Origin of the sequence: Basfia succiniciproducens (assembly GCF_011455875.1) — a bacterium.
Lineage (GTDB): Bacteria > Pseudomonadota > Gammaproteobacteria > Enterobacterales > Pasteurellaceae > Basfia > Basfia succiniciproducens.
In genome coordinates, this window is record NZ_CP015031.1 from 177,268 (window position 1) to 198,889 (window position 21,622).

25 protein-coding genes are annotated in these 21,622 nt (G+C 41.6%); 15 read left to right on the forward strand and 10 right to left on the reverse strand.

The annotated features are described in order from the left end of the window. Nucleotides 1–38: 38 nt before the first annotated feature. Nucleotides 39–1,601, reverse strand: a complete 1,563-nt coding sequence (leuA, locus tag A4G13_RS00875; protein ID WP_090654344.1) for a 2-isopropylmalate synthase — start codon at nt 1,599–1,601, stop codon at nt 39–41. Nucleotides 1,602–2,295: 694 nt separating this feature from the next. Here leuA and ccmA point away from each other — a divergent pair. The 12 genes from ccmA (at nt 2,296) to A4G13_RS00935 (ending at nt 10,557) form a co-directional block, all read left to right on the forward strand. After that, the gene (gene ccmA / locus A4G13_RS00880; protein WP_090654345.1) at nt 2,296–2,943 is read left to right on the forward strand and encodes a cytochrome c biogenesis heme-transporting ATPase CcmA; all 648 of its coding nucleotides are present in this window, start codon (nt 2,296–2,298) and stop codon (nt 2,941–2,943) included. A 27-nt stretch (nt 2,944–2,970) separates the two neighbouring features. Next, nucleotides 2,971–3,636: a heme exporter protein CcmB gene (gene ccmB / locus A4G13_RS00885; RefSeq protein WP_011199781.1), complete on the forward strand. Its 666-nt coding sequence runs from the start codon at nt 2,971–2,973 to the stop codon at nt 3,634–3,636. A 14-nt stretch (nt 3,637–3,650) separates the two neighbouring features. Next, complete coding sequence (locus tag A4G13_RS00890) at nt 3,651–4,382, forward strand: heme ABC transporter permease (RefSeq protein WP_090654347.1); 732 nt, start codon at nt 3,651–3,653, stop codon at nt 4,380–4,382. Between the two features lie 52 nt (nt 4,383–4,434). Next, the gene (ccmD, locus tag A4G13_RS00895) at nt 4,435–4,638 is read left to right on the forward strand and encodes a heme exporter protein CcmD (protein WP_090654349.1); all 204 of its coding nucleotides are present in this window, start codon (nt 4,435–4,437) and stop codon (nt 4,636–4,638) included. Then, the gene (ccmE, locus tag A4G13_RS00900) at nt 4,635–5,174 is read left to right on the forward strand and encodes a cytochrome c maturation protein CcmE (RefSeq protein ID WP_011199784.1); all 540 of its coding nucleotides are present in this window, start codon (nt 4,635–4,637) and stop codon (nt 5,172–5,174) included. Before ccmD ends, ccmE begins: the two co-directional genes overlap by 4 nt. Continuing rightward, nucleotides 5,171–7,117, forward strand: coding sequence for a heme lyase CcmF/NrfE family subunit (locus A4G13_RS00905; RefSeq protein WP_090654351.1), 1,947 nt, complete (start codon nt 5,171–5,173; stop codon nt 7,115–7,117). The genes ccmE and A4G13_RS00905 overlap by 4 nt, the downstream gene beginning before the upstream one ends. A 47-nt stretch (nt 7,118–7,164) precedes the next feature. Beyond that, nucleotides 7,165–7,713 (forward strand): DsbE family thiol:disulfide interchange protein, encoded by a 549-nt coding sequence (locus A4G13_RS00910; RefSeq protein WP_090654353.1) that lies wholly within the window; start codon nt 7,165–7,167, stop codon nt 7,711–7,713. Next, nucleotides 7,713–8,207: a cytochrome c-type biogenesis protein gene (locus tag A4G13_RS00915; RefSeq protein WP_090654355.1), complete on the forward strand. Its 495-nt coding sequence runs from the start codon at nt 7,713–7,715 to the stop codon at nt 8,205–8,207. The genes A4G13_RS00910 and A4G13_RS00915 overlap by 1 nt, the downstream gene beginning before the upstream one ends. 3 nt (nt 8,208–8,210) lie before the next feature. Then, a complete protein-coding gene (ccmI, locus tag A4G13_RS00920; RefSeq protein WP_090654357.1) occupies nt 8,211–9,128 on the forward strand; it encodes a c-type cytochrome biogenesis protein CcmI in 918 nt (305 codons plus the stop codon). Nucleotides 9,129–9,266: 138 nt separating this feature from the next. Then, a complete protein-coding gene (gene gloA2 / locus A4G13_RS00925) occupies nt 9,267–9,677 on the forward strand; it encodes an SMU1112c/YaeR family gloxylase I-like metalloprotein (RefSeq protein WP_090654359.1) in 411 nt (136 codons plus the stop codon). A gap of 1 nt (nt 9,678) precedes the next feature. After that, a complete protein-coding gene (locus A4G13_RS00930; RefSeq protein WP_243739737.1) occupies nt 9,679–10,224 on the forward strand; it encodes a DUF8095 domain-containing protein in 546 nt (181 codons plus the stop codon). A 21-nt stretch (nt 10,225–10,245) separates the two neighbouring features. Continuing rightward, nucleotides 10,246–10,557, forward strand: a complete 312-nt coding sequence (locus A4G13_RS00935) for a hypothetical protein (RefSeq protein WP_011199792.1) — start codon at nt 10,246–10,248, stop codon at nt 10,555–10,557. A 66-nt stretch (nt 10,558–10,623) separates the two neighbouring features. Here A4G13_RS00935 and manA read toward each other — a convergent pair whose 3' ends face one another. The 9 genes from manA to A4G13_RS00980 form a co-directional block, all read right to left on the reverse strand. Next, nucleotides 10,624–11,829 carry a mannose-6-phosphate isomerase, class I gene (manA, locus tag A4G13_RS00940; RefSeq protein WP_090654361.1) on the reverse strand — a complete coding sequence of 402 codons (1,206 nt, stop codon included), beginning with the start codon at nt 11,827–11,829 and terminating at the stop codon, nt 10,624–10,626. Then, entirely contained in the window at nt 11,829–12,314 is a 486-nt protein-coding gene (locus A4G13_RS00945; protein ID WP_090654363.1) for a DUF986 family protein, read from the reverse strand. Before A4G13_RS00945 ends, manA begins: the two co-directional genes overlap by 1 nt. A 70-nt stretch (nt 12,315–12,384) precedes the next feature. Next, a complete protein-coding gene (locus A4G13_RS00950) occupies nt 12,385–13,221 on the reverse strand; it encodes a PTS mannose transporter subunit IID (protein WP_011199795.1) in 837 nt (278 codons plus the stop codon). 13 nt (nt 13,222–13,234) lie between these two features. Beyond that, nucleotides 13,235–14,035 carry a PTS mannose/fructose/sorbose transporter subunit IIC gene (locus A4G13_RS00955; RefSeq protein ID WP_011199796.1) on the reverse strand — a complete coding sequence of 267 codons (801 nt, stop codon included), beginning with the start codon at nt 14,033–14,035 and terminating at the stop codon, nt 13,235–13,237. A 10-nt stretch (nt 14,036–14,045) separates the two neighbouring features. Beyond that, complete coding sequence (gene manX, locus A4G13_RS00960; RefSeq protein WP_090654365.1) at nt 14,046–15,029, reverse strand: PTS mannose transporter subunit IIAB; 984 nt, start codon at nt 15,027–15,029, stop codon at nt 14,046–14,048. 265 nt (nt 15,030–15,294) lie between these two features. Next, entirely contained in the window at nt 15,295–15,630 is a 336-nt protein-coding gene (locus A4G13_RS00965) for a zinc ribbon domain-containing protein YjdM (protein ID WP_090654367.1), read from the reverse strand. Nucleotides 15,631–15,779: 149 nt separating this feature from the next. Further along, nucleotides 15,780–16,610, reverse strand: a complete 831-nt coding sequence (locus A4G13_RS00970; protein WP_011199800.1) for a class II glutamine amidotransferase — start codon at nt 16,608–16,610, stop codon at nt 15,780–15,782. 282 nt (nt 16,611–16,892) lie between these two features. Next, nucleotides 16,893–18,269 carry a cysteine--tRNA ligase gene (gene cysS / locus A4G13_RS00975; RefSeq protein WP_090654369.1) on the reverse strand — a complete coding sequence of 459 codons (1,377 nt, stop codon included), beginning with the start codon at nt 18,267–18,269 and terminating at the stop codon, nt 16,893–16,895. Between the two features lie 9 nt (nt 18,270–18,278). Further along, on the reverse strand, nt 18,279–19,418 hold the full coding sequence (locus A4G13_RS00980) for an HNH endonuclease (RefSeq protein WP_165898010.1): 1,140 nt from the start codon (nt 19,416–19,418) through the stop codon (nt 18,279–18,281). 110 nt (nt 19,419–19,528) lie between these two features. On the opposite strand from A4G13_RS00980, the gene A4G13_RS00985 reads away from it, so the two are divergent. The 3 genes from A4G13_RS00985 (at nt 19,529) to A4G13_RS00995 (ending at nt 21,546) form a co-directional block, all read left to right on the forward strand. Beyond that, nucleotides 19,529–20,038, forward strand: coding sequence for a peptidylprolyl isomerase (locus tag A4G13_RS00985; RefSeq protein WP_041639576.1), 510 nt, complete (start codon nt 19,529–19,531; stop codon nt 20,036–20,038). Between the two features lie 110 nt (nt 20,039–20,148). Continuing rightward, nucleotides 20,149–20,706 carry a peptidylprolyl isomerase gene (locus A4G13_RS00990; RefSeq protein ID WP_011199803.1) on the forward strand — a complete coding sequence of 186 codons (558 nt, stop codon included), beginning with the start codon at nt 20,149–20,151 and terminating at the stop codon, nt 20,704–20,706. A 45-nt stretch (nt 20,707–20,751) separates the two neighbouring features. Further along, on the forward strand, nt 20,752–21,546 hold the full coding sequence (locus A4G13_RS00995) for a TatD family hydrolase (RefSeq protein WP_090654373.1): 795 nt from the start codon (nt 20,752–20,754) through the stop codon (nt 21,544–21,546). The last annotated feature ends 76 nt before the right edge of the window (nt 21,547–21,622 follow it).

Genomic DNA, 21,622 nt, shown 5'->3' on the forward strand with positions numbered 1-21,622 from the left:
AAAATAATTAAAATTCCGACCGCACTTCGCAATCTTTTTTAAACGGTATGAATATGTTTAAGATCTTTTTTCAAATCCGCCACTTTCTGCGAACGGTAAATAGCATTGATGGCGTGAACCAACGCCAGTGCGGAAGATTCCACGATATCCGTCGCCAAACCCACACCGTGGAATTTACGTCCCTGATATTCTACCACAATATCCACTTGACCAAGCGCTTCGGCGCCTTCGCCTTTGGCGGTTAAGTTGTAATGAGACATTTTCAAATCCATGCCCACAATTTGCATAATGGCGTTATATACCGCATCCACCGGGCCGTTACCGCCGTTGGAGGTTTTATTAATGCGTTTGCCGTCCAGTTCCACCTGAACAAATGCGGAGGCCGGCAAGGTACTGATGGTTTGCGAAGTAATAACATCCAATTTCAAACGATCTTCATCACCCTGTTGCATATCAATAAAAGCAAGCGCTTCCAAATCGTAATCGAATACCTGGCCTTTTTTATCGGCAAGTTTCAAGAAGGCTTCGTACAATTTATCCAAATCGTAATCCTGCTCGGTGTAGCCCATGTCCGCCATATGGCCTTTCACCGCCGCACGGCCTGAACGGGCGGTTAAGTTTAATTTCTCTTTCTTCAAGCCGATGGTTTCCGGCGACATAATTTCGTAGGTGTTTTTGTTTTTCAACATACCGTCCTGGTGGATACCTGACGAATGTGAGAAAGCGTTTTCCCCGACAATGGCTTTGTTCGGCTGAATCGGCATATTGCAAATCTGGCTCACCATTTGGCTGACACGGTGGATTTCCTGAGTATTAATCCGGGTATCCACGCCAAATAAATCCTGACGGGTTTTAATGCTCATCACCACTTCCTCAAGAGCGGTATTGCCCGCCCGCTCACCAATGCCGTTAATGGTACATTCAATTTGACGCGCGCCGTTTAATACTGCGGTCAATGAGTTGGCGGTTGCCATCCCCAAGTCGTTATGGCAATGAACGGAAACAACGGATTTGTCGATATTCGGCACTCGATTCATAACCTGATGAATAATATTGCCGTATTCCGTCGGCAGACAGAAACCCACGGTATCCGGAATATTCACCGTCGTTGCACCGGCATTAATTGCCGCTTCCACCACCCGGCAGATATTATCAATACCGGTACGACCCGCATCCTCACAAGAAAACTCCACATCATCGGTATATCGGCGGGCGCGTTTTACCGCGGCGACGGCCATTTCCACCACATCATCAAAAGAGCGTTTTAATTTGGCTTCCACATGCAAAGCAGAAGTCGCGATAAAGGTGTGAATACGAAAACGTTCCGCCACTTTCAAGGCCTCCCCCGCCGCATCAATATCTTTATTTACCGCTCGCGAAAGCCCGCAAACCACGCTGTTTTTTACATGGCTGGCAATGGTTTGCACCGATTCGAAATCGCCGGCGGAAGAAACGGGAAAGCCCACTTCCATCACATCTACGCCTAAACGCTCTAAAGCCAGCGCAATCTGTAATTTTTCTTTTACGGTTAAACTTGCTTTTAATGCCTGTTCGCCATCACGCAAGGTGGTGTCGAAAATAATAACGCGATTGTTTGCCATTGTTCTTATCCTTTTGTTATGCACATTCAAAGTGCGGTGGATTTTTTGAGAATTTTAAATATGAAAAAACCCGCCATTTTGAAGTGCGGGTTTTAATTTATGGAATCTTTACATTTGCCGTTTTTTATCCACAACCGATTAGCCGCACACAGAATGTGAGAGGAGTAATAAGTTGAGAGATAAAGATGATATTGAAAACATAAAGATAAAATCCTTTAATTCGACCTATTTTAGCTTTATCGAAAATGATGTAGCGTTAATGCGAAAACGTTTTCATCTTACAGTATAAAAATTTTCTGTCAAACAATTTATTGGTGATTTATTTCTTTTAAATAGGAGTATTTAGAATTTATACAGATGTATATTCTGTAAAATCAAATATATTTGAAGTTTAATTCTAATTATTTTATTCAGTCTGTTTTTTTATGCCAGCTTTTTTGTGAAAGCTTACTGATAATTTTTTTAGTCTGATTTTTGGTTTTTTAATCTTTATTTAAAGTGAGCGGTTTTTGATTTGCTCTTAATAAAAAAATTTATTTGAAAATGGGGGTAATCTTTAACCCTTGAGCTAAATCAATAAAGGATATAATCCACCTCTAAAGAGGTATGAAGTTATTTGCGCCAATAACTACGTCATCACCAAAGGTTATGATAGAATCAATGACAATTTTGCCACTTAACTTAGATAACTAGTATGCAATCAGTAAATCAATTAAAAATTGACCGTCTTGCTTGTCAGCGAGGCGATAAAATTCTGTTTACGGATCTGTCGTTTAATTTGCAGTCCGGCGACTTTGTTCAGATTGAAGGGCATAACGGTATCGGCAAAACCAGTTTATTGCGGATTTTAGCGGGGCTTGCTCAGCCGTTGTCCGGAAAAGTGCGGTGGAATTCTGAAGATATTTCTAAATGCCGCGAAGAATATTATTATGATTTGCTTTATTTAGGACATCATGCGGGGATTAAACCGGAATTAACCGCATGGGAAAATCTGAAATTTTATCAGCAGGCGGGTCATTGCCGACAAGGTGATGAAATTTTGTGGAATGTACTTGAAAAGGTGGGGTTGTTAGGCAGAGAAGATATTGTCGCAAGCCAGCTTTCGGCGGGGCAACAAAAGCGTATTGCACTGGCGAGATTGTGGATTTCGCAAGCGCCTTTATGGATTTTAGACGAGCCTTTTAATGCCATTGATAAAAATGGCGTAAAGGTGTTGACCGAGCTTTTTGAACAACAGGCGGAAAAGGGCGGTATCGTTATTTTAACCAGCCATCAGGAAGTACCGAGTTCAGCGTTAACCGTACTTAATTTAGCGCAATATAAATTTACGGATAATGAATAAGTTTCAGTTGAGGCAGTTGGTGAGTTAATGATTTTTTTTGAAATTATCAAACGGGAATTACGTATTGCAATGCGAAAACAGGCGGAGATTTTAAATCCTCTCTGGTTCTTTTTGATTGTAATTACTTTATTTCCATTGGTTATAGGGCCGGATCCGGTTTTGTTATCCAAAATCGCACCGGGTATTGCCTGGGTTGCCGCTTTGTTATCCGCTTTATTATCCTTTGAACGGTTATTTCGTGATGATTTTATCGACGGCTCGTTAGAACAATTAATGCTGACCGCACAACCGCTTGCGTTAACCGCGCTGGCAAAAGTGATTGCCCATTGGATATTAACAGGATTACCGTTAATTTTATTATCACCCGTCGCCGCTTTGTTACTGTCGTTAGATGTGCGTATTTGGTGGGCGTTAGTTTTGACTTTATTAATAGGCACACCGATTTTAAGTTGTATAGGAGCAATTGGTGTTGCGCTGACCGTGGGATTACGTAAAGGCGGCGTATTACTTAGTTTGTTAGTAGTGCCGTTATTTATTCCGGTCCTGATTTTTTCCGCCTCGGTTCTTGATGCGGCAACCTTAAATTTATCTTACGCAGGGCCTTTGGCAATTTTAGGTGCGATTCTTGCCGCTTCGGCAACCTTGGCGCCTTTTGCTATTGCCGCTGCATTGCGAATCAGTTTAGATCAATAAAAAAGGAACAAAACATGTGGAAGTGGTTACATCCTTATGCCAAACCGGAAACTCAGTATAAATTATGTGGTAAATTTATTCCGTTTTTTGCGGTTATTGCGCTTTTATTATTAGCCGTTGCCTGTGTATGGGGGTTGGCGTTTGCACCCGCAGACTATCAACAGGGCAATAGTTTCCGTATTATGTATGTCCACGTGCCTTCGGCAATCTGGTCTATGGGCGTTTACGGTTCTATGGCGGTTGCTGCGCTTATCGGGCTGGTCTGGCAGATTAAGCAAGCGCATCTCTCGGTTATTGCGATGGCGCCTATCGGTGCGGCGCTGAACTTTTTAGCTTTAGTAACCGGCGCCGTTTGGGGCAAGCCTATGTGGGGCGCCTGGTGGGTTTGGGACGCCAGATTGACTGCATCATTAATTTTATTCTTTTTATATTTAGGCGTAATGGCGTTGTATTCGGCGTTTCAGGATCGTAATACCGGCATGAAAGCGGCGGCAATTCTGTGTGTTGTAGGCGTTATTAATTTACCTGTTATTCATTTTTCGGTGGAATGGTGGAATACCCTGCACCAAGGCGCAAGTATCACTAAATTTGAAAAACCTTCTATCGCTACGCCAATGTTAATTCCATTGATTTTAAGTATTTTCGGCTTTATGGCATTGAGCATTTGGTTGACTTTAGTACGTTATCGTGTGGAGCTTCTGAAAGAAGATCGTAAACGTCCTTGGGTGAAGGCGTTAATTAAATAACTATAGATGTTCAAAAGTGCGGTAGATTTTTTGTAAATTTTAGGAGAGAGAGATGTTTTTCGAATCTTGGAGTGATTTTTTTTATATGGGAGGCTATGGCTTTTATGTCTGGCTTTCTTATGGTATTACCTTTGTTACCTTGCTGATTCTTGCAATTCAGAGTTATCGGGGTAAAAAAATAGTGTTCCGTGAAATTCAACGGGAACAACAGCGGGAACAACGTTTACAGGCAACGAAATCAAGAGGGGCGCTATGAATCCAAGACGTAAATCAAGATTAACCATTATTCTTTTTGTATTGCTGGGTGTGACTATCGCTTCTTCTTTGGTTTTGTATGCGCTTCGTCAGAATATTGATCTGTTTTATACGCCGTCAGAGGTTATCAGCGGTAAAAATGACGATCCGGATACCATTCCGGAAGTGGGGCAGCGTATCCGGGTCGGCGGTATGGTGGTTGAGGGGACCGTTAAACGGGACCCTAATAGCCTTAAAGTCAGCTTTAATGTGAATGATATCGGACCTGAAATTACCGTTGAATACGAAGGTATTCTGCCGGATTTATTCCGCGAAGGACAAGGCATTGTCGCTCAAGGCGTATTAAAAGAACCGAAGCTTTTAGAGGCAACGGAAGTGTTGGCAAAACATGATGAAAATTATGTGCCGCCGGATTTAAGTGAAAAAATGGAGCAAGTCCATAAACCTATGGGTATATCCAATCAAGATATGCAAGGTGAAAGCGATCGTGATCGTCTGGATAAGGCGGTTAATTCTGTGGAAGAAGGTAAAAAATGATTGCGGAATTAGGTAATTTTGCGTTAGCCCTCGGCTTAGCTATTTCTATTTTATTAGCGGTTTTCCCGTTATGGGGAGCCGAAAAAGGAAATAAACAATTGATGTCATTGGCACGCCCAATGACTTATGGGTTATTTATTTGTTTAACTTTTGCATTCGGCGCTTTGTTTTATGCCTTTGCGGTCAATGATTTTTCTATTCAATATGTCGTAAATAACTCTAATAGCCGCTTGCCGTTGCAATATCGGTTATCCGCAGTGTGGGGGGCTCACGAGGGTTCGTTATTACTATGGATTTGGTTGTTATCGGTCTGGAGTGTCGCTGTTTCATTATTTAGCCGACAACTGCCACAGGAAGCGGTAGCGCGGGTTCTTGGCATTATGGGGTTAGTGACTATTGGGTTTTTAATCTTTATTTTGTTCACGTCTAACCCTTTTGTGCGTACATTCCCTAATTTGCCGATTGACGGTAAAGAACTTAATCCAATGTTGCAGGATGTAGGTTTGATTTTTCATCCGCCGCTGCTTTACATGGGTTATGTAGGATTCTCCGTCGCGTTTGCTTTTTCAATCGCCTCATTAATGACAGGGAAATTAGACACCGCATGGGCGCGTTGGTCTCGTCCCTGGACAATGGCGGCTTGGGTATTTTTAACCGTAGGTATCGTACTTGGTTCCTGGTGGGCTTATTACGAACTTGGCTGGGGCGGCTGGTGGTTCTGGGATCCGGTAGAAAATTCATCCTTAATGCCTTGGCTTGCCGGCACTGCGTTATTGCATTCTTTAGCAGTGACCGAGAAACGGGGAGCGTTCAAAGCCTGGACGGTACTGCTTGCCATTCTTGCCTTTTCGCTTTGCTTATTAGGTACTTTTTTAGTGCGTTCGGGCGTGTTGGTTTCTGTACATGCTTTTGCTTCCGATCCTACGCGCGGTTTATATATTTTGGCCTATTTGATTGTTGTGATTGGCGGTTCATTAACTCTGTATGCTTACAAAGGGGGGCAAATTCGTTCCCGTGATAATGCCGAGCGCTATTCGCGCGAGTCTATGTTGCTGTTAAATAATATTTTATTAATGGCGGCATTGGTTGTAGTGCTGTTGGGTACATTATTGCCGTTAGTTCATAAGCAGTTGGGATTAGGTTCGATTTCCATCGGTGCACCGTTTTTTAATCAAATGTTTTTGGTTTTAATGACGCCGTTCGCTTTGTTATTAGGCATCGGGCCTTTAGTTAAATGGCGTCGGGATAAATTTTCCGCTATCCGTAAGCCGGTTATTATCAGTTTGTTTTTGATGATTATTCTAGGTTTTGCGTTGCCTTACTTTATCGGCAATAAATTATCCCTAAGTGCGGTACTTGGTACGATGATGGTGGTGATTATTACTCTGCTAAGCTTGTATGAACTGAAACAACGCGCCGCCCATCGGGACAACTTCTTAATCGGCATTACTAAATTATCACGTTCTCATTGGGGAATGTTTCTAGCTCATTTAGGCGTTGCCATGACTGTTTGGGGCGTGGCTTTCAGCCAAAACTTTAGTGTTGAGCGTGACGTAAGAATGTCGGTCGGCGATTCCGTGAACATTGCCGGTTATGAATATAAATTCCAAGGCATACGGGATGCAAACGGACCGAACTATTTAGGCGGCACGGCGCAAGTGGATATTTTAAAAGAGGGTAAACTTGAAGCTTCTTTATTTGCCGAAAAACGGTTCTATACGGTAAGCCGCATGACAATGACGGAAGCCGCCATCGATTGGGGATTTACCCGTGATCTGTATGTGGCGTTAGGCGAGCAGTTAGAGGATAAATCCTGGGCAATGCGTCTATATTACAAACCTTTTATCCGTTGGATTTGGTTTGGCGGCGTCTTTATGGCTCTAGGGGGGGTACTCTGTATGTTCGATCGTCGTTACCGTTTTTCTAAAATTTTAAATAAATAGTTATCGGATAGGAATCAAGTTCCTATCGTTACATTATAGGTACAATAATGAATAAAAAACTTTATCTTCCTTTACTTATCTTTTTGATTTTAGTGGGGGCTTTTTTCATCCAATTGCGGCAAAATGCTTCCGGTGGTGATCCTAAATTATTGGAATCCGCTTTGGTTGGTAAGCCCGTACCGGAAAAAGTAATGCAAGGGTTATTCGATAACAAAGACTATACTTCCGGGGTGTTCAAACAGGGCAAGCCTATTTTATTGAATGTGTGGGCGACCTGGTGTCCCACTTGTTATGCGGAACATCAATATTTAAATGAGCTGGCTAAACAAGGCATTACCATTATCGGTGTGGATTATAAAGACGATTCGGCTAAAGCCGTTAAATGGCTGAAAGACCTTGATAATCCTTATCAGTTGGTATTAAAAGATGAAAAAGGTTCATTAGCCTTGGATCTTGGCGTTTATGGCGCGCCGGAAACCTTCATTATTGACGGGAAAGGCGTGATTCATTATCGTTTAGCCGGCGATGTAAACGAAAAAGTGTGGAAAAACACGCTATTACCGATTTATAACCAATTGCTTGAGGACGGGAAATAATGAAAAAATTGACCGCACTTTTGATTATGCTTGTTGCCGTTGTCGCATCGCCTTGTTTTGCGGCGATTGACGCTTTTAATTTCAGTTCCGCCCAGCAGGAAAACGATTATCACGCGTTAACCAACGAATTGCGTTGCCCGCAATGCCAGAATAATAACATCGCGGATTCGAATGCGACTATCGCTATAGATATGCGGGCGAAAGTTTTCGAATTATTGCAAGAGGGTAAAACGAAGCAAGACGTGGTGAACTACATGGTGGAGCGTTACGGACATTTTGTTACCTATAATCCGCCGATTACCGTTGCAACCATTCTGTTATGGATATTGCCGGCATTATTAATTTGTTTTGGCTTAGCATTTGTTTTTCGTCAAAAAGGCAAAACTTTAATAAAAAATTCTTCTCAGGATATTTCAACAGAGAATTCAACGGTTGAAAACTTATCGGACGAACAGCAAAAACGCTTAAAGGCGTTATTGAAAAACAAGGAATAAACAATGACTTTTTGGATAAGCGCGCTCGTTTTTACCCTAATTATGACATTCATTTGTTTTTATCCGCTTTTGCGCGGGCAAACCGATAGAGAGCAAGAAACCAACCGGGATTCATTAAATAAAGCTTTCTATTTTGATCGTCTGAAAGAAATTGAAGAGGATGAAAAGCAAGGATTACTGGATAATGCGGCACAACTTAAAACCGAGTTGCAACAGTCTCTATTGGAAGATATACCTGAAGGCGTAACGGAAAAAACGGATAAAAAAGCTTACAGTAAATTATGGTTTGTTTCGGCATTTCTTTTCTTGGGTATTATTGCCGGGGTGAGCTATTTTAAAGTGGGCGGTTGGCAATCTCAGGAAATGATGGCGAAAAGCTATGAAAAATTACCCTACTTCTATGAACGTTTGCAAGAAGAAGACACAAAACCTTTAGATGATACGGAATTACAGCAATTTGCCACCGCACTTCGTATTAAGTTGCAAAAAGAGCCTAACGATGCCGACGGTTGGTGGTTGCTCGGTCAGCTTGGTACGGCTATGGGGAACGGTGAGCTGGCCCACAACGGTTATAGTAAAGCGGCGGAACTAAAGCCTGATAATACGGACTATAAATTAGCTTATGCCCGCACCTTAATGTTCTCTGATGATAAAGCCGATAGAGCCAAAGGAAACGAACTATTAAAAGAGGTAATTCGCAGCGATCATTCAAATTTACAGGCGCTGAGTTTGTTAGCGTTCAATTATTTCGAAGAGGAAGATTATAAAATGGCGGCGGTTACTTGGGCGATGATGTTACGATTACTGCCGGAAGATGATCCTAAACGAGCTCTAATCGAAAAAAGCATTCGTTCCGCTCGGGATGCACTGGCTGAGCAGGAACAAGAAAAGCATAACCAAATGATTCCGCAAAATAAATAAGTTAATCCGGATTTTGTTTTTTCGGTTTATTAATTTGCAAAGTTAGCCGATCCGATTATAATTTAACAGAACAGTTTTTTAGGGGATGTAGAGGCTGTTTATAGAAGATAAACAGATCCTGATTAAGGGGAATTTAATTTGGCTTCACTGTTTAGCGGATTCCATCATATTGCGATTATTGTATCCGATTATGAGAAATCAAAATATTTTTATACCCAGATTCTTGGGGCTGAAGTAATTGAGGAAACATATCGCGCTTCTCGCCATAGTTATAAATTAGATCTTAAATTTGCTGACGGAAGTCAAATAGAGTTGTTTTCTTTTCCTTCTTCCCCCAGTCGTTTAACCATGCCGGAAGCGTGCGGATTACGTCATTTAGCATTTAAAGTTAAGGATATTGAAGAAGCCGTACAATATTTAAAAACTCAACAAATTGAATGTGAAGATATTCGAATCGATGAATTAACCGGGAAAAAATTTACTTTTTTTAAGGATCCTGATAATTTGCCATTGGAATTATATGAATTTAATTCATTCAAAGGAGGGTGAAATGAATATAACTAAATTTCCTGTGATATTGACATTGGCCGTTTTCTCAGCAGGAATAACATTATCACCGGCTTATGCGCGCGGAAAGAATATTTTCACTGAAAATACCGAACGGGCGGAAAAAACATACATGAGCTATGGAAAAAGCCAGCAATTAGATCCAAATAATTCTAAAGATGTAAATGAATTAGCCAACAGCGTTGAATTCGAAGTTTATGAAATCAGTGAGAACCATAGTTCTCATACCATATTTGAATCGAATGCCGGGATTTGTCGCGGTTATCAATCCAGTAATGGGGTAGAACTTACGGATTCCACCACTTATTATGTGGATGATGCGTCTGATGATTATTATGCCAGCATAACAGGCGCTACCATTTACGCCCATGCTTCGCCAAAAAACGTTCAATATGCGCCGATTTTTAATATTCATGATCCGAAGATATTAAAAGAAATCCATCAAGACGAAGAAAAATACGGTAAGGATTTGGCAACAAAGAATGTGAACGCAAGAGAGAACATATTGTCTAAGGGCATATGCCGATAAAGGCTCTTTAGGGAGAAGATAATGAAAAAAACGATTATTGCTGCTTTTGTTGTGTCAGCCGGGGTGATTGCTTGTTCATCACCCGTTGAAAATCGCCCGCAAGCGCCTTTAGATATGCAGACCGTGCGGCATTATCAAAATAAAGTATATGGCGGTAATACGGTGCCGGCGGCTCAACGAGTAAAAGAGCAACCTGTGGTAGATACGCCGATGAATGTCAGCGATACAAGAAGACAAGATCGGCTAGACACAAGACAGACAGTCAGACCGGGTAATGTGGTAATTGTGCCGAGCATCGGTTACGGTTATCATCATCACCGTTATCGCTGGTAAAAATCTTAAAAAAATAACCGCACTTTGATCCTAACGAATCGAAGTGCGGTTTATTTTCGTCAAATTTTAGGGCAGTTTTGAAAGTACGCAATAACCTTGCTCGATACCTTCAATTCGATATTGCGTATCGGCGCAGATAAATGCAGATTCTCCTTGTTTGAGAAAAAGTGCGGTATTTTTTTGCGAAATTTTTAATGTACCTTGCATCACAAAAATAATTGTGGCGTTCTCCGCCTTGCTTTCAATCTTTATGCCCGCATCATAGCGCACATTTTCCAGCGCAAAATCTTTTGCCGGCGTACTGTAAATGAAGGCGCCGTTTTCCTGCGGAGCCGGGGGAATAATTTCAGGCACCACTTCGCGGCAGTCAATCACTTCTAAAAGCGCCGGAATATCCACGTGTTTCGGTGTTAATCCTCCGCGGATAACGTTATCCGAACAAGCCATTAACTCAATGTTTTGCCCGCGCAAATAGGCATGGGGAATCCCCGCATCCTGATAAATGCCTTCGCCCGTTTTAGTATGAACAATGTTGAAAAGATAGAAGCAGATTAATCCGGAATCCAGTTTTTCAGGGGAGATTTCCATGGCTTCCATAGCGTAAAGTACCCAATAATCCGGATTTTCCAAGGAAAGCTCGCCTTTTTCATAAGCGATTTTATTCGATTCAATAATCGGTAACAGCCAATTTGCCAGTTCCGTTTGACTTGCCTGCATAATATCCGCATAGAAACCGTGCATATCCTGAGTTTCCAGCTTGCTTAAAAGTGCGGTCAGAGTTGGGCGGTTTTTTAAGGTTTCAATGATTTTTTCTTTGGTTTTAAAACCGTGCAATAACCAGAAATCGGAAAGGGCAATCATCATTTCCGGTTTGTGATTGTTATCCTTGTAGGTACGTTTTGCATCCTTTAAATCAATACCTTTTGAATTTTCTTCGGCAAAACCGATTTCCGCCTGTTTTTTGGTCGGGTGCAATTGAATGGAAAGCGGTTTTTTAACATCTAAAATTTTCAGCAAATAAGGCAGTTCATCGCCAAACAGGGCGCGGCTTTGGCTGCCTAAAACTTCGGGATGCTGCCCGATAAAATCAATCAACGAAAGCTGTTTTTCTTCCACTTCAATTGTTGAAGGTGAGGAGCTATGGGCGCCCAGCCACCATTCCGCATAATATTGATTAGGCTCTTTTTTGATGTGAAGTAATTCCGGAAGGTAATCATGACCGCCCCACACATAATGTTGCAGGCTGCCCGTTAGTTTATAAATGCCAGTCATTATTTGTTTTCCTGTTTATGTTCTTTATATCCGCCAAAAAAAGTGACGATTTTTTCTTTGTCCCGTTCATCGGCGATCGGTAGTAATAAACGTTTGCCGTTGGTGAGATCCACTACGAAAATATTTCCTTCGGCTAAATTAAGCTGACGGATTTTATCATATTCGATAAATAAATTGCTGTAGAAAAACCCTTTCTCTTTCAAAATCAGCATAGGCGAGCGGATAAATGCGGTGTAAACGGCGAGCACCACGGCGGTTGCCAATAAGAAGATAGTGAAGGAATCTATATTGAGTAAAGATTCTTTTGATTGATAAGCAAATAAGCAGGCGATGAGTATCACAAAAATAACGGCATCAATTTTTGCCTGTTTTTTTAACCGCACTTTGAGTTTTGTTTCGCCTTTACGTTTATCCATACCGAACTGATCATAGAAGGCGTAGGCAAAAAACAGGATAATGCAGATGAGAAGAATTGTATTCGTCATAAGTTTTATTTCGTAAAAATTAAAAAGGCACGTCCACCGGAATGAACGTGCCGATTATAACAGCTTTTGACTAGGCTAAAATACCCGTCCACGCGCCAAAGATACCGATCACGAAGAAACCGACGATAATCCAAAGCGCATTCACCCGGTTACGCAATAGCCACATACAGGCAAAGGTAAAGAGCAACGGTAATAAACCCGGCATTAAACTATCAAGGATGCTTTGCACCGTTGTAATTTCTGTTGTACCGTCTTGTTTTTGAATGGTAGAAACCACAAGCGGAACATTAATGCTGGTCCATTTCTGTACCAGGGCACCCATGATAAATAAACCGAGAATAGATGCGCCTTCGGTTAATTTTTGCAGCAAACCGCCGCTCATATCCTGTACTACGTCCAAGCCTTTTTTGTAGCCGTAGGTTACGCCGTAGTAACGGGTTGCCAAACGAACAAGGTTAAACAATACGAAGAAAAGTAACGGACCTAAAATGCTGCCGCTTAATGCAAGACCCGCACCAAGCGCCGCAAATACCGGACGTGCCGTACCCCAGTAAATTGGGTCGCCTACACCGGCTAACGGCCCCATTAGACCGACTTTGATACCATTGATTGCCGCATCGTCGATCGGTTTGCCGTTTGCGCGCTCTTCTTCCATCGCAATGGTTACGCCTAAAACCGGCGCGGCAACGAACGGTTGAGTGTTAAAGAATTCAAGGTGGCGTTTAATGGCGTCTTTACGTTCTTGTGAATTCGGATCCGGATATAAGCGTTTGATTACCGGTGAAATTGAGTACATAAACCCAAGTGCCTGCATACGTTCGAAGTTCCATGAACCTTGGAAAAGGTTAGAACGAAGAACAACAGAATTTAAATCGCTTTTTGTTACTTTTTTGATTTCAGTTGTCATTTTGTTTTCCCCATTAATCTAATCTGTTATCAAGGTCATTGTTTGAAGCCGCCGCTACCACAACTTGTTGGCTTTTGTTGTATTTAGGATGAATTTGGATATAAATAACAGCCATAATCGTACCTAATACGCCAAGAGCAACTAAGTTGAAATCGGTGAATGCCGCAATAACAAAACCTGCATAGAAGAATGGCATTAAGTGACCTGCGCGCATCATATTGATAACCATCGCATAACCGACTACCGCAATAAAACCACCGGCGATTTTAAGACCTGTAGTTACAACCGGCGGAATCGCATTTAACATAGTTTGAACTACATCCGTACCGGCGGTTAAGGCAACGATTAAAGCCGGAATTGCAATACGCATTGCCTGTAACATTAGCGCGCCGAAGTGAATCCAGTCCAGACGGGCAAGATTACCGTCTTCAACGGATTTATCCGCCGCGTGTTGGAAACCGACGGTAATTGCACGAACCACATAAGTTAATACCTGACCTGCAGCCGCAAGCGGAATTGCAACCGCAATACCTGTCGAAATATCCTGACCGCCCACAATAACCAAGATTGTTGAAATTACGGAAGCAAGCGCCGCATCCGGTGCAAGCGCCGCACCGATATTCATCCAGCCTAAGGCTAATAGTTCAAGAGAACCGCCTACGATGATACCTGTTGTCATATCGCCAAGTACAAGACCGATTAAGGTACAGGCAATTAACGGACGATGAGTTTGGAACTCATCAAGAATCGAACCTGCACCGCAAACGCAGGATACAAGGAATACAAGAATGACTTGTAAAGTTGAAATTTCCATTTGTTTTTCCTTAGATTAAGTTATTTTTCTTTAATAAATCCATCATGTACTGACGCGCATCGTTTGAAACTTTACGAACATCAAGTTCAATACCTTTTGCATCAAGGATTTTGAATGCATCAATATCCTGACTGTCTACCGCTACGGCGCTGGTAATCATTTGTTTACCGTCTTTATATGCCATGCCGCCGATATTGATTGATTTAAATTCCACACCCGCCTGCATGAGTTTTACCACATCGGTCGGGTTAGTGAATAACAACATCATACGCTCGCCCGCATATTCAGGATTGTTATAAACACGGATCATTTTATCTACATTCACCACATGAGCGGTCACACCCGGAGGCGCGACGCTTTTCAACATGGTTGAACGCACTGAATCTTTCGCCACATCATCGTTTACTACCACGATACGGGTTACCCGGCTTTCTTTGGTCCAACGGGTCGCTACCTGACCATGGATTAAACGGTCGTCAATACGCGCCAAACCGATTTCTAAGTGACCTTCTTTATTGGTTACTACATTCGGTTGTGCAGTCGGTGCGGCGGCCGGTACCGGCTGTGCTTGTTCCACCGGCGCTTCTTCCGGTTCTTCGTAACGTAACGCTCGCACGCCGGTACGACCGGTTTCTAAGGCAATTGCCACAAGTTCCTGCAAACTCGGATTATCATCGCGCGCCATAAAGGTTTCCACCAACATAGGTACGTTGACACCGGTTACAATATCCATGTTTTCGTTGCCCTCAGATACGCGGTTTGCCGCGTTAAACGGGCTACCGCCCCAGGTATCCACTAAGAACAACACCTGATCACAATGTGATAATGTTGTTGCCAGTTTCTCTTGGTATTTGCCCATAATTGTTTCAGCATTTTCACCGGGAACAAAATCAATAGTAGCAACATTTTCCTGCTCGCCAATGAGCATTTCGGTGGTTTTGAGCAATTGCTCTGCCGCCACGCCATGTGTTGCTATGATGATAGCAATAGTCATTTAGACTCCTTAACATTTTTGTCAAATTAATAGTGGGCGCAATTTTATACCTATTTAGTTTAACTGAACACGTTTCAGCTAAGATATTTTCGGATTATTTGAAGCAGATCACATTTTTGATAATTATAATAAGAATAGTATCAGAACTTTGTTTAAAAAGTATCTGATCAGGGAGGAGAAGGGGGCGTAGAAATTATGATAGGGCGTACCTTGTGAATACAAATCGGGTCTGTTCACCAGAGATAGACAGACCCGATATTGAAACTTATGCTTTTTTCAGGAACTCCGATTTCAGCGAGAAAGGTTGACCGTCTATTTTGCAATCCACATCATGATCACCGTCAACTAAACGAATATTTTTCGCTTTCGTTCCTTTTTTTAATACGATGGAAGAACCTTTTACTTTCAGGTCTTTAACTAAAATTACATCGTCACCGTCTTGTAAAACATTGCCGTTGCTATCTTTCCAGACTTTTGTTTCTTCCTCTTCGGCAGCGTCTTCACCCGACCATTCATAACTACAATCGGGGCACACAAAATTTACGCTATCGTGATATACATATTCGCCATTACATTTCGGACATTTAGGCATTTGATCCATTCATTTTTCCTTCTAAGTTAATTGGGCGACAAAGTATAACAAAAAATCAATAAATTACCAAAGTGCGGTCATTTTTCCGTGATTTTCGCCCGATAAACGAAATTTCCGGATTTTTGACCGCACTTTTCGATTTTTATGAGGGATAAGGGTTAAGCGGCGATTTTTGTACAACCTAAAGTGCCGTCATCCACCGCTTCTTTCGGCGTACCGATGGCTTCACGGATTTTAACGCCGTCTTTAAACATTACCATACCGCCGTGTTCCATTTTCGCCCAGATTTCATCTTTGGTTAACGGAAAGGTGGTGATAATGGTGACTTTGTCCGTATCTTTTGCATAATTACTGAAATCGATTATCCCGTCGTCGTCAATGCGCTGCGCTACGCCAAAAGGCGCCTGTCGGGTGAGATAATGCAAATTGGTCGAACAGTGGGCGATCATCCATTGCCCGTTTGAAAGAATAAAGTTAAAGGTACCGTGTTGGGCAAGTTCCGCCGCCAATTCTTTAATGGTATCGAAAATTTCGTTTTCCGTCGGTTTACGGCAAAAACGCTCTTTTAATTTTGCCGCAATATAGCAAAATGCCGCTTCGGAATCCGTATCGCCGATAGGCGTACAATAGCAGCTGGATAAATCCGGTAGTGCATTCAAATTGCCGTTGTGGGCAAAAACCCAGTTTTCACCCCATATTTCACGGATAAAAGGATGAGTATTTTCAATATTGACAACACCCTGCGTCGCTTTGCGGATATGGGCGATAACATTTAACGATTTTATATGATATTGTTTTACGCAATCGGCAATGGGCGAAACCGCGCCCGGTTGATCGTCACGAAAAACCCGCACGCCCTTACCTTCAAAAAATGCGATACCAAAACCATCGGAATGGCTGTCTGTCATGCCTGCACGACGACGAAATCCTTCGAAAGAAAATACGATATCCGTCGGAGTATTACAGTTCATAGCTAACATTTGACACATGATATTCTGCCTTACAACTAAAAATAGAAACCTTAGGGTCTGTTTATAAAAGATAAACAGAGCTTAATAATAGTGCAGATTTAACACCATTAGCTAAAACAATTCAACAGGAGAACGACAATATTTTTATATCGAAACGTTACATAAAATAAATGACGGATATTAAAAGAGATTTATTACGGATTTCAGGCAAAAAACAAGTTTATTTCAGCCTATGTAGATAAAGAAAAAGTGCGGTAGAAATTTTGAAAATTTTCACCGCACTTTTGAGTCGATTAAGGTTTACAGCTTACGCCAAGTAGTACCTTTTGCCCCGTCTTCCAACACAACGCCCATAGCGGTTAATTCGTTGCGGGCGGCGTCGGCGGCCGCCCAGTCTTTCGCCGCGCGGGCCTCATTACGCCGTTTGATTAAAGCTTCGATTTTACTGACTTCGGCATCCGCCGCATCGCCTTGTAAAAAGGTTTCCGGAGCTTGCTCCAATAAACCTAATACGCCGGCAAGTTGTTTTAAGCGACTGGCAAGTTGATTGGCTTTTGTTTGATCTTCGGTTTTTAACTTATTGATTTCCCGTGCCAATTCAAACAATACGGCTAAAGCGCCCGGGGTGTTGAAATCGTCATCCATTGCGGTTTTGAAATCAATCACATATTGGTCTTCTGCCGGAATTTCTACCGTTTCACAACCGCGAAGAGCGGTATATAAACGCTCCAGGGCTTTACGCGCCAGGCCGATATTTTCTTCGCTGTAATCCAGCAAGCTGCGGTATTGCGCGGTTAAAAAGAAATAACGCACGCTTTCCGCATCATATTTAGTCAAAATATCGCGAATGGTGAAGAAATTATTAAGGGATTTGGACATTTTTTCTTCGTTAATCGTGAGCATACCGGTATGCAGCCAGTAGTTCACATATTCGCCGTCATGAGCGCAGCAGGATTGGGCGATTTCGTTTTCGTGGTGCGGGAACATTAAATCCGAACCGCCGCCGTGAATATCGAAATGATTACCAAGTTCCTTGCCGTTCATCGCGGAACATTCGATATGCCAGCCCGGGCGGCCTTTTCCCCAAGGGGAATCCCAGCTCGGTTCATTCGGTTTCGACATTTTCCAGAGTACGAAATCCATCGGATTTTTCTTCACGGATTTAATTTCAACCCGGGCGCCAGCCTGAAGTTGTTCAAGATTCTGGCGGGAAAGCGCGCCGTATTTTTGGAAAGATTCCACATCGAACATCACATCGCCGTCTTGCGCCACATAAGCATGTCCGCGCCGAATCAAAGTTTCGACCATAGCGATAATTTCAGGAATATGCTTGGTGGCGCGCGGTTCTACGTCCGGTCGTAAAATATTTAACGCATCAAAATCCTTATGCATTTCCGCGATCATACGCTCGACCAACTGATCGCAGGTTTCATTATTTTCCAACGCACGTTTAATTATTTTGTCATCCACATCGGTGATGTTACGAACATAACGCAAATCATAACCAAGATAACGAAGGTAACGAGTAATTACATCAAAGGAAACAAAGGTGCGGCCGTGGCCGAAATGGCACAAGTCATAAACGGTGACGCCACACACATACATACCCACTTTATTCGGGTTTATGGGTTTAAATTCTTCTTTTTCGCGGGTAAGGGTATTGAAAATTTTTAGCATATGTTCTCTTTATAAGTTTTTAAAATAATCTTTTCGTTCGAAAAGAATATCTTCGATTTCTTTTAACTCTTGATTTATACAATTTTTTGTTTTGTGCATTATGAATTCTAGCATAGGTAATTCAATATATTTATTAATAGCTCGATAAATAATGAATACTCTCCCTTGATCATCTATAATATGCTTATCTTTTTCATTTAACTCTTCAATATCCGCACATTTTATTGTCCAGTGAAGTTTTTGAGCAATATTTAAATTTAATGCTATCGTATTATCAATACACATTACAGATATAGCAATTCCTGATGGTACACCTAAGAGTTCTTTAAGTTTATCATCAGCTTCGGAACATCCTCTAATATCAGGAAAATCTTCATTACCTCTATACCATAAGCCCTTATACATTTCGGTAAAGTATTGATTGGAAAAAATTGAGTTTGGAAATAAGCAATGAAGAATACCAATAGATAACTTCGCCATAAAACGTTGATCATAGTTTATATTTTTTGAAAACTTTAATTGTCCGCGATTAATATTATTCTTAAAAAACTCTATTCTTTCTATGTCTACTTCATCAGGCATTGAAAATCCAAATTGTTTTAAGTCACAATCAGTGACCTCGGTACACATAATTTTACGGACTCTTTTATTTTCAAATGCTAATTTAAAAGAGAGTAAAGATAACAAAGGATTTTTCAAAGTTCTTTCTGTACATAGAAAATATGCAGTTGTCAGCTTTTCTTTTGCCGTCCTAGGGTTTCCACCTACATACCAGTATAAACGCTCATCTTCAGCTCTAATCCAGAATATTAGCTCCCCCAACGGACCTAAAAATAATTCACATATGTGATTATCTGGCATTTTGGGCGGTTGTATTGTGTCAGCTCCCATATAGTATAATGGAAGACCGGTTATATTTTTAGGGTCGAAGAAATCACTAAATTCAGTAATTAAATGATTATGTACTAGCCAATCCTTTTCGAAAGATGCATCAACAAATAAACCTAAATTATTGTTACATGATTTACATACATAGTGAGTTTTAAATTTATCAGAAACCAATGCACCGCCTAGGAATTGTGGAATTACATGTTCTAGAGAAAAACAATTTTCATTTTTTTCTTGTTGGCAATAGATACATTTTTTCATTATTGACATCTACAAATTCAGTGAAATCTGACCGTACTTTATAGCACTAAACGGCTTTTTATGGAATAATGCGCAACCAAATTCCCATTCATTTTTATAAGGAAAACACAATGGTTACATTACATACCAATTTCGGCGACATCAAAATCGCCTTAAATCATGAAAAAGCACCGGAAACTGCGGCAAATTTTGAAGCTTATTGTAAAGAGGGTTTTTATAATAACACAATTTTCCACCGTGTTATTGACGGTTTTATGATTCAGGGCGGCGGTATGGAACCGGGGATGCGTGAAAAAAATACCAAAGCGCCAATCAAAAACGAAGCGAACAACCGTTTAAGCAACAAACGCGGCACCATTGCGATGGCGCGTACTTCCGATCCACATTCCGCAACGGCGCAATTTTTTATTAACGTGGCGGACAACGCTTTCCTTGATTATCGCGCGAAAGAAATGTTCGGACGTGAAGTTGTGCAGGAATGGGGCTATGCCGTATTCGGTGAAGTGGTTGAAGGCATGGATGTAGTGGATAAAATCAAAGGCGTGAAAACAGGTAATGCCGGTTTTCATCAGGACGTGCCGAAAGAAGATGTAGTTATTACTTCGGTGACGGTGGAATAACCCGTTATTTTATTTGACGGTGCAGGCTTCGGATTGCGCCGTCTGAAATGTTTAATTTATTTGATAAAGCACGGCAAACAGAATCGTGCAAATCAGGATTGTGAATAGATATGAAAAAATTTAAATTTTTGACCGCACTTTTTGCCTTATTTTTCGTGTTTAACGCGAATGCAAAAAATGTAACCTTACATACCAATTATGGCGATATAAAAATTGCGCTTAATGAAAAAAAAGCGCCGGTTTCCAGTAAAAATTTCTTGGATTACGCACAAACGGGCTTTTATGATAATACGATTTTTCATCGTGTTATTGATGGATTTATGATTCAGGGCGGTGGCTTTGAGCCGGGTATGAATCAGAAAAAAACGAATGAAGCCATCCGAAATGAAGCTAATAACGGGTTGAAAAATCTGCGAGGTACTATTGCCATGGCGCGCACATCGGCGCCTCATTCCGCCACTGCGCAGTTTTTTATTAATCTGCAGGATAACGATTTCCTGAATTTTACCGAAGAAAGCCAGCAAGGTTGGGGTTATGCGGTATTCGGTAAGGTAACGGAAGGCATGAACGTCGTGGATAAAATCGCCAAAGTGGCGACCGGTCGGGTGGGAATGCACCGGGATGTGCCTAAGGAAGACGTCGTTATTAAATCGGTAACTGTTGAATAACGGATAAGCACGGGAGTTCTCGTGCTTTTTTGTAGGAAATAGATAGTGGCTTTTTTTGATACCCACACGCACCTTGATTATCTGCAACGTACTACAAACACGCCTTTATCTGTATTGATGGAGAATGCGTTAAACGCGGATGTGCAAAAAATCCTGATTGTGGCGGTGATGGCACGGGATTTCGAAAATATTCTTAATATGACCGAGCTTTTCCCCCGGCATTTATATTGCGGTTTGGGTTTACACCCGCTGTTTATTAAAAATCATCAAAAAAGCCATTTAGATGAATTGGAAGCTTATTTGCAGAAAAATCCGCAAAATCTGACCGCACTTTCAGAAATCGGTTTAGAACGCAGTGTCAGTGAATTAATCAGTGATGAATTGTGGCGCAAGCAATGCGATTTTTTAGAAGCGCAATTATATTTGGCAAAGCAATATAAACTGCCGGTAAATTTGCACAGCCGAAAATCCCATGATCAGCTTTTTACTTTTCTTAAACGAATCCGATTACCGAAATGCGGCGTATTGCACGGTTTTTCCGGTAGCTATCAACAGGCTAAAAATTTTGTGGACCTCGGGTATAAAATCGGCGTGGGCGGCGTGATTAGCTACCTACGCGCCAATAAAACAAGACAGGCTATTGCAAAACTGCCGTTAGATAGTTTATTGCTGGAAACCGATACGCCGGATATGCCGGTGTTCGGCTTTCAGGGCGAAGCAAACCGCTCGGAACGTTTAGTACAAACCTTTCGGTATTTATGCGAATTAAGAAGCGAACCGCCGGCGCAGATTCAGCAGCAAATCTGGCGGAATAGTTGCGAAATGTTCGCCGTCAAATAAATTTATATTTCTTTTCCAACAAGTATCGCAAACGATTACGTAAGCATGCTACAATAGCGCCTGAATTTGTTTTTGA

Bases quoted from the DNA above. Each gene is read 5' to 3' on its own strand.
- leuA (WP_090654344.1), bottom strand. From the start codon at position 1,601: ATGGCAAACAATCGCGTTATTATTTTCGACACCACCTTGCGTGATGGC.
- ccmA (WP_090654345.1), top strand. From the start codon at position 2,296: ATGCAATCAGTAAATCAATTAAAAATTGACCGTCTTGCTTGTCAGCGA.
- ccmB (WP_011199781.1), top strand. From the start codon at position 2,971: ATGATTTTTTTTGAAATTATCAAACGGGAATTACGTATTGCAATGCGA.
- A4G13_RS00890 (WP_090654347.1), top strand. From the start codon at position 3,651: ATGTGGAAGTGGTTACATCCTTATGCCAAACCGGAAACTCAGTATAAA.
- ccmD (WP_090654349.1), top strand. From the start codon at position 4,435: ATGTTTTTCGAATCTTGGAGTGATTTTTTTTATATGGGAGGCTATGGC.
- ccmE (WP_011199784.1), top strand. From the start codon at position 4,635: ATGAATCCAAGACGTAAATCAAGATTAACCATTATTCTTTTTGTATTG.
- A4G13_RS00905 (WP_090654351.1), top strand. From the start codon at position 5,171: ATGATTGCGGAATTAGGTAATTTTGCGTTAGCCCTCGGCTTAGCTATT.
- A4G13_RS00910 (WP_090654353.1), top strand. From the start codon at position 7,165: ATGAATAAAAAACTTTATCTTCCTTTACTTATCTTTTTGATTTTAGTG.
- A4G13_RS00915 (WP_090654355.1), top strand. From the start codon at position 7,713: ATGAAAAAATTGACCGCACTTTTGATTATGCTTGTTGCCGTTGTCGCA.
- ccmI (WP_090654357.1), top strand. From the start codon at position 8,211: ATGACTTTTTGGATAAGCGCGCTCGTTTTTACCCTAATTATGACATTC.
- A4G13_RS00930 (WP_243739737.1), top strand. From the start codon at position 9,679: ATGAATATAACTAAATTTCCTGTGATATTGACATTGGCCGTTTTCTCA.
- A4G13_RS00935 (WP_011199792.1), top strand. From the start codon at position 10,246: ATGAAAAAAACGATTATTGCTGCTTTTGTTGTGTCAGCCGGGGTGATT.
- manA (WP_090654361.1), bottom strand. From the start codon at position 11,829: ATGACTGGCATTTATAAACTAACGGGCAGCCTGCAACATTATGTGTGG.
- A4G13_RS00945 (WP_090654363.1), bottom strand. From the start codon at position 12,314: ATGACGAATACAATTCTTCTCATCTGCATTATCCTGTTTTTTGCCTAC.
- A4G13_RS00950 (WP_011199795.1), bottom strand. From the start codon at position 13,221: ATGACAACTGAAATCAAAAAAGTAACAAAAAGCGATTTAAATTCTGTT.
- A4G13_RS00955 (WP_011199796.1), bottom strand. From the start codon at position 14,035: ATGGAAATTTCAACTTTACAAGTCATTCTTGTATTCCTTGTATCCTGC.
- manX (WP_090654365.1), bottom strand. From the start codon at position 15,029: ATGACTATTGCTATCATCATAGCAACACATGGCGTGGCGGCAGAGCAA.
- A4G13_RS00965 (WP_090654367.1), bottom strand. From the start codon at position 15,630: ATGGATCAAATGCCTAAATGTCCGAAATGTAATGGCGAATATGTATAT.
- A4G13_RS00970 (WP_011199800.1), bottom strand. From the start codon at position 16,610: ATGTGTCAAATGTTAGCTATGAACTGTAATACTCCGACGGATATCGTA.
- cysS (WP_090654369.1), bottom strand. From the start codon at position 18,269: ATGCTAAAAATTTTCAATACCCTTACCCGCGAAAAAGAAGAATTTAAA.
- A4G13_RS00980 (WP_165898010.1), bottom strand. From the start codon at position 19,418: ATGAAAAAATGTATCTATTGCCAACAAGAAAAAAATGAAAATTGTTTT.
- A4G13_RS00985 (WP_041639576.1), top strand. From the start codon at position 19,529: ATGGTTACATTACATACCAATTTCGGCGACATCAAAATCGCCTTAAAT.
- A4G13_RS00990 (WP_011199803.1), top strand. From the start codon at position 20,149: ATGAAAAAATTTAAATTTTTGACCGCACTTTTTGCCTTATTTTTCGTG.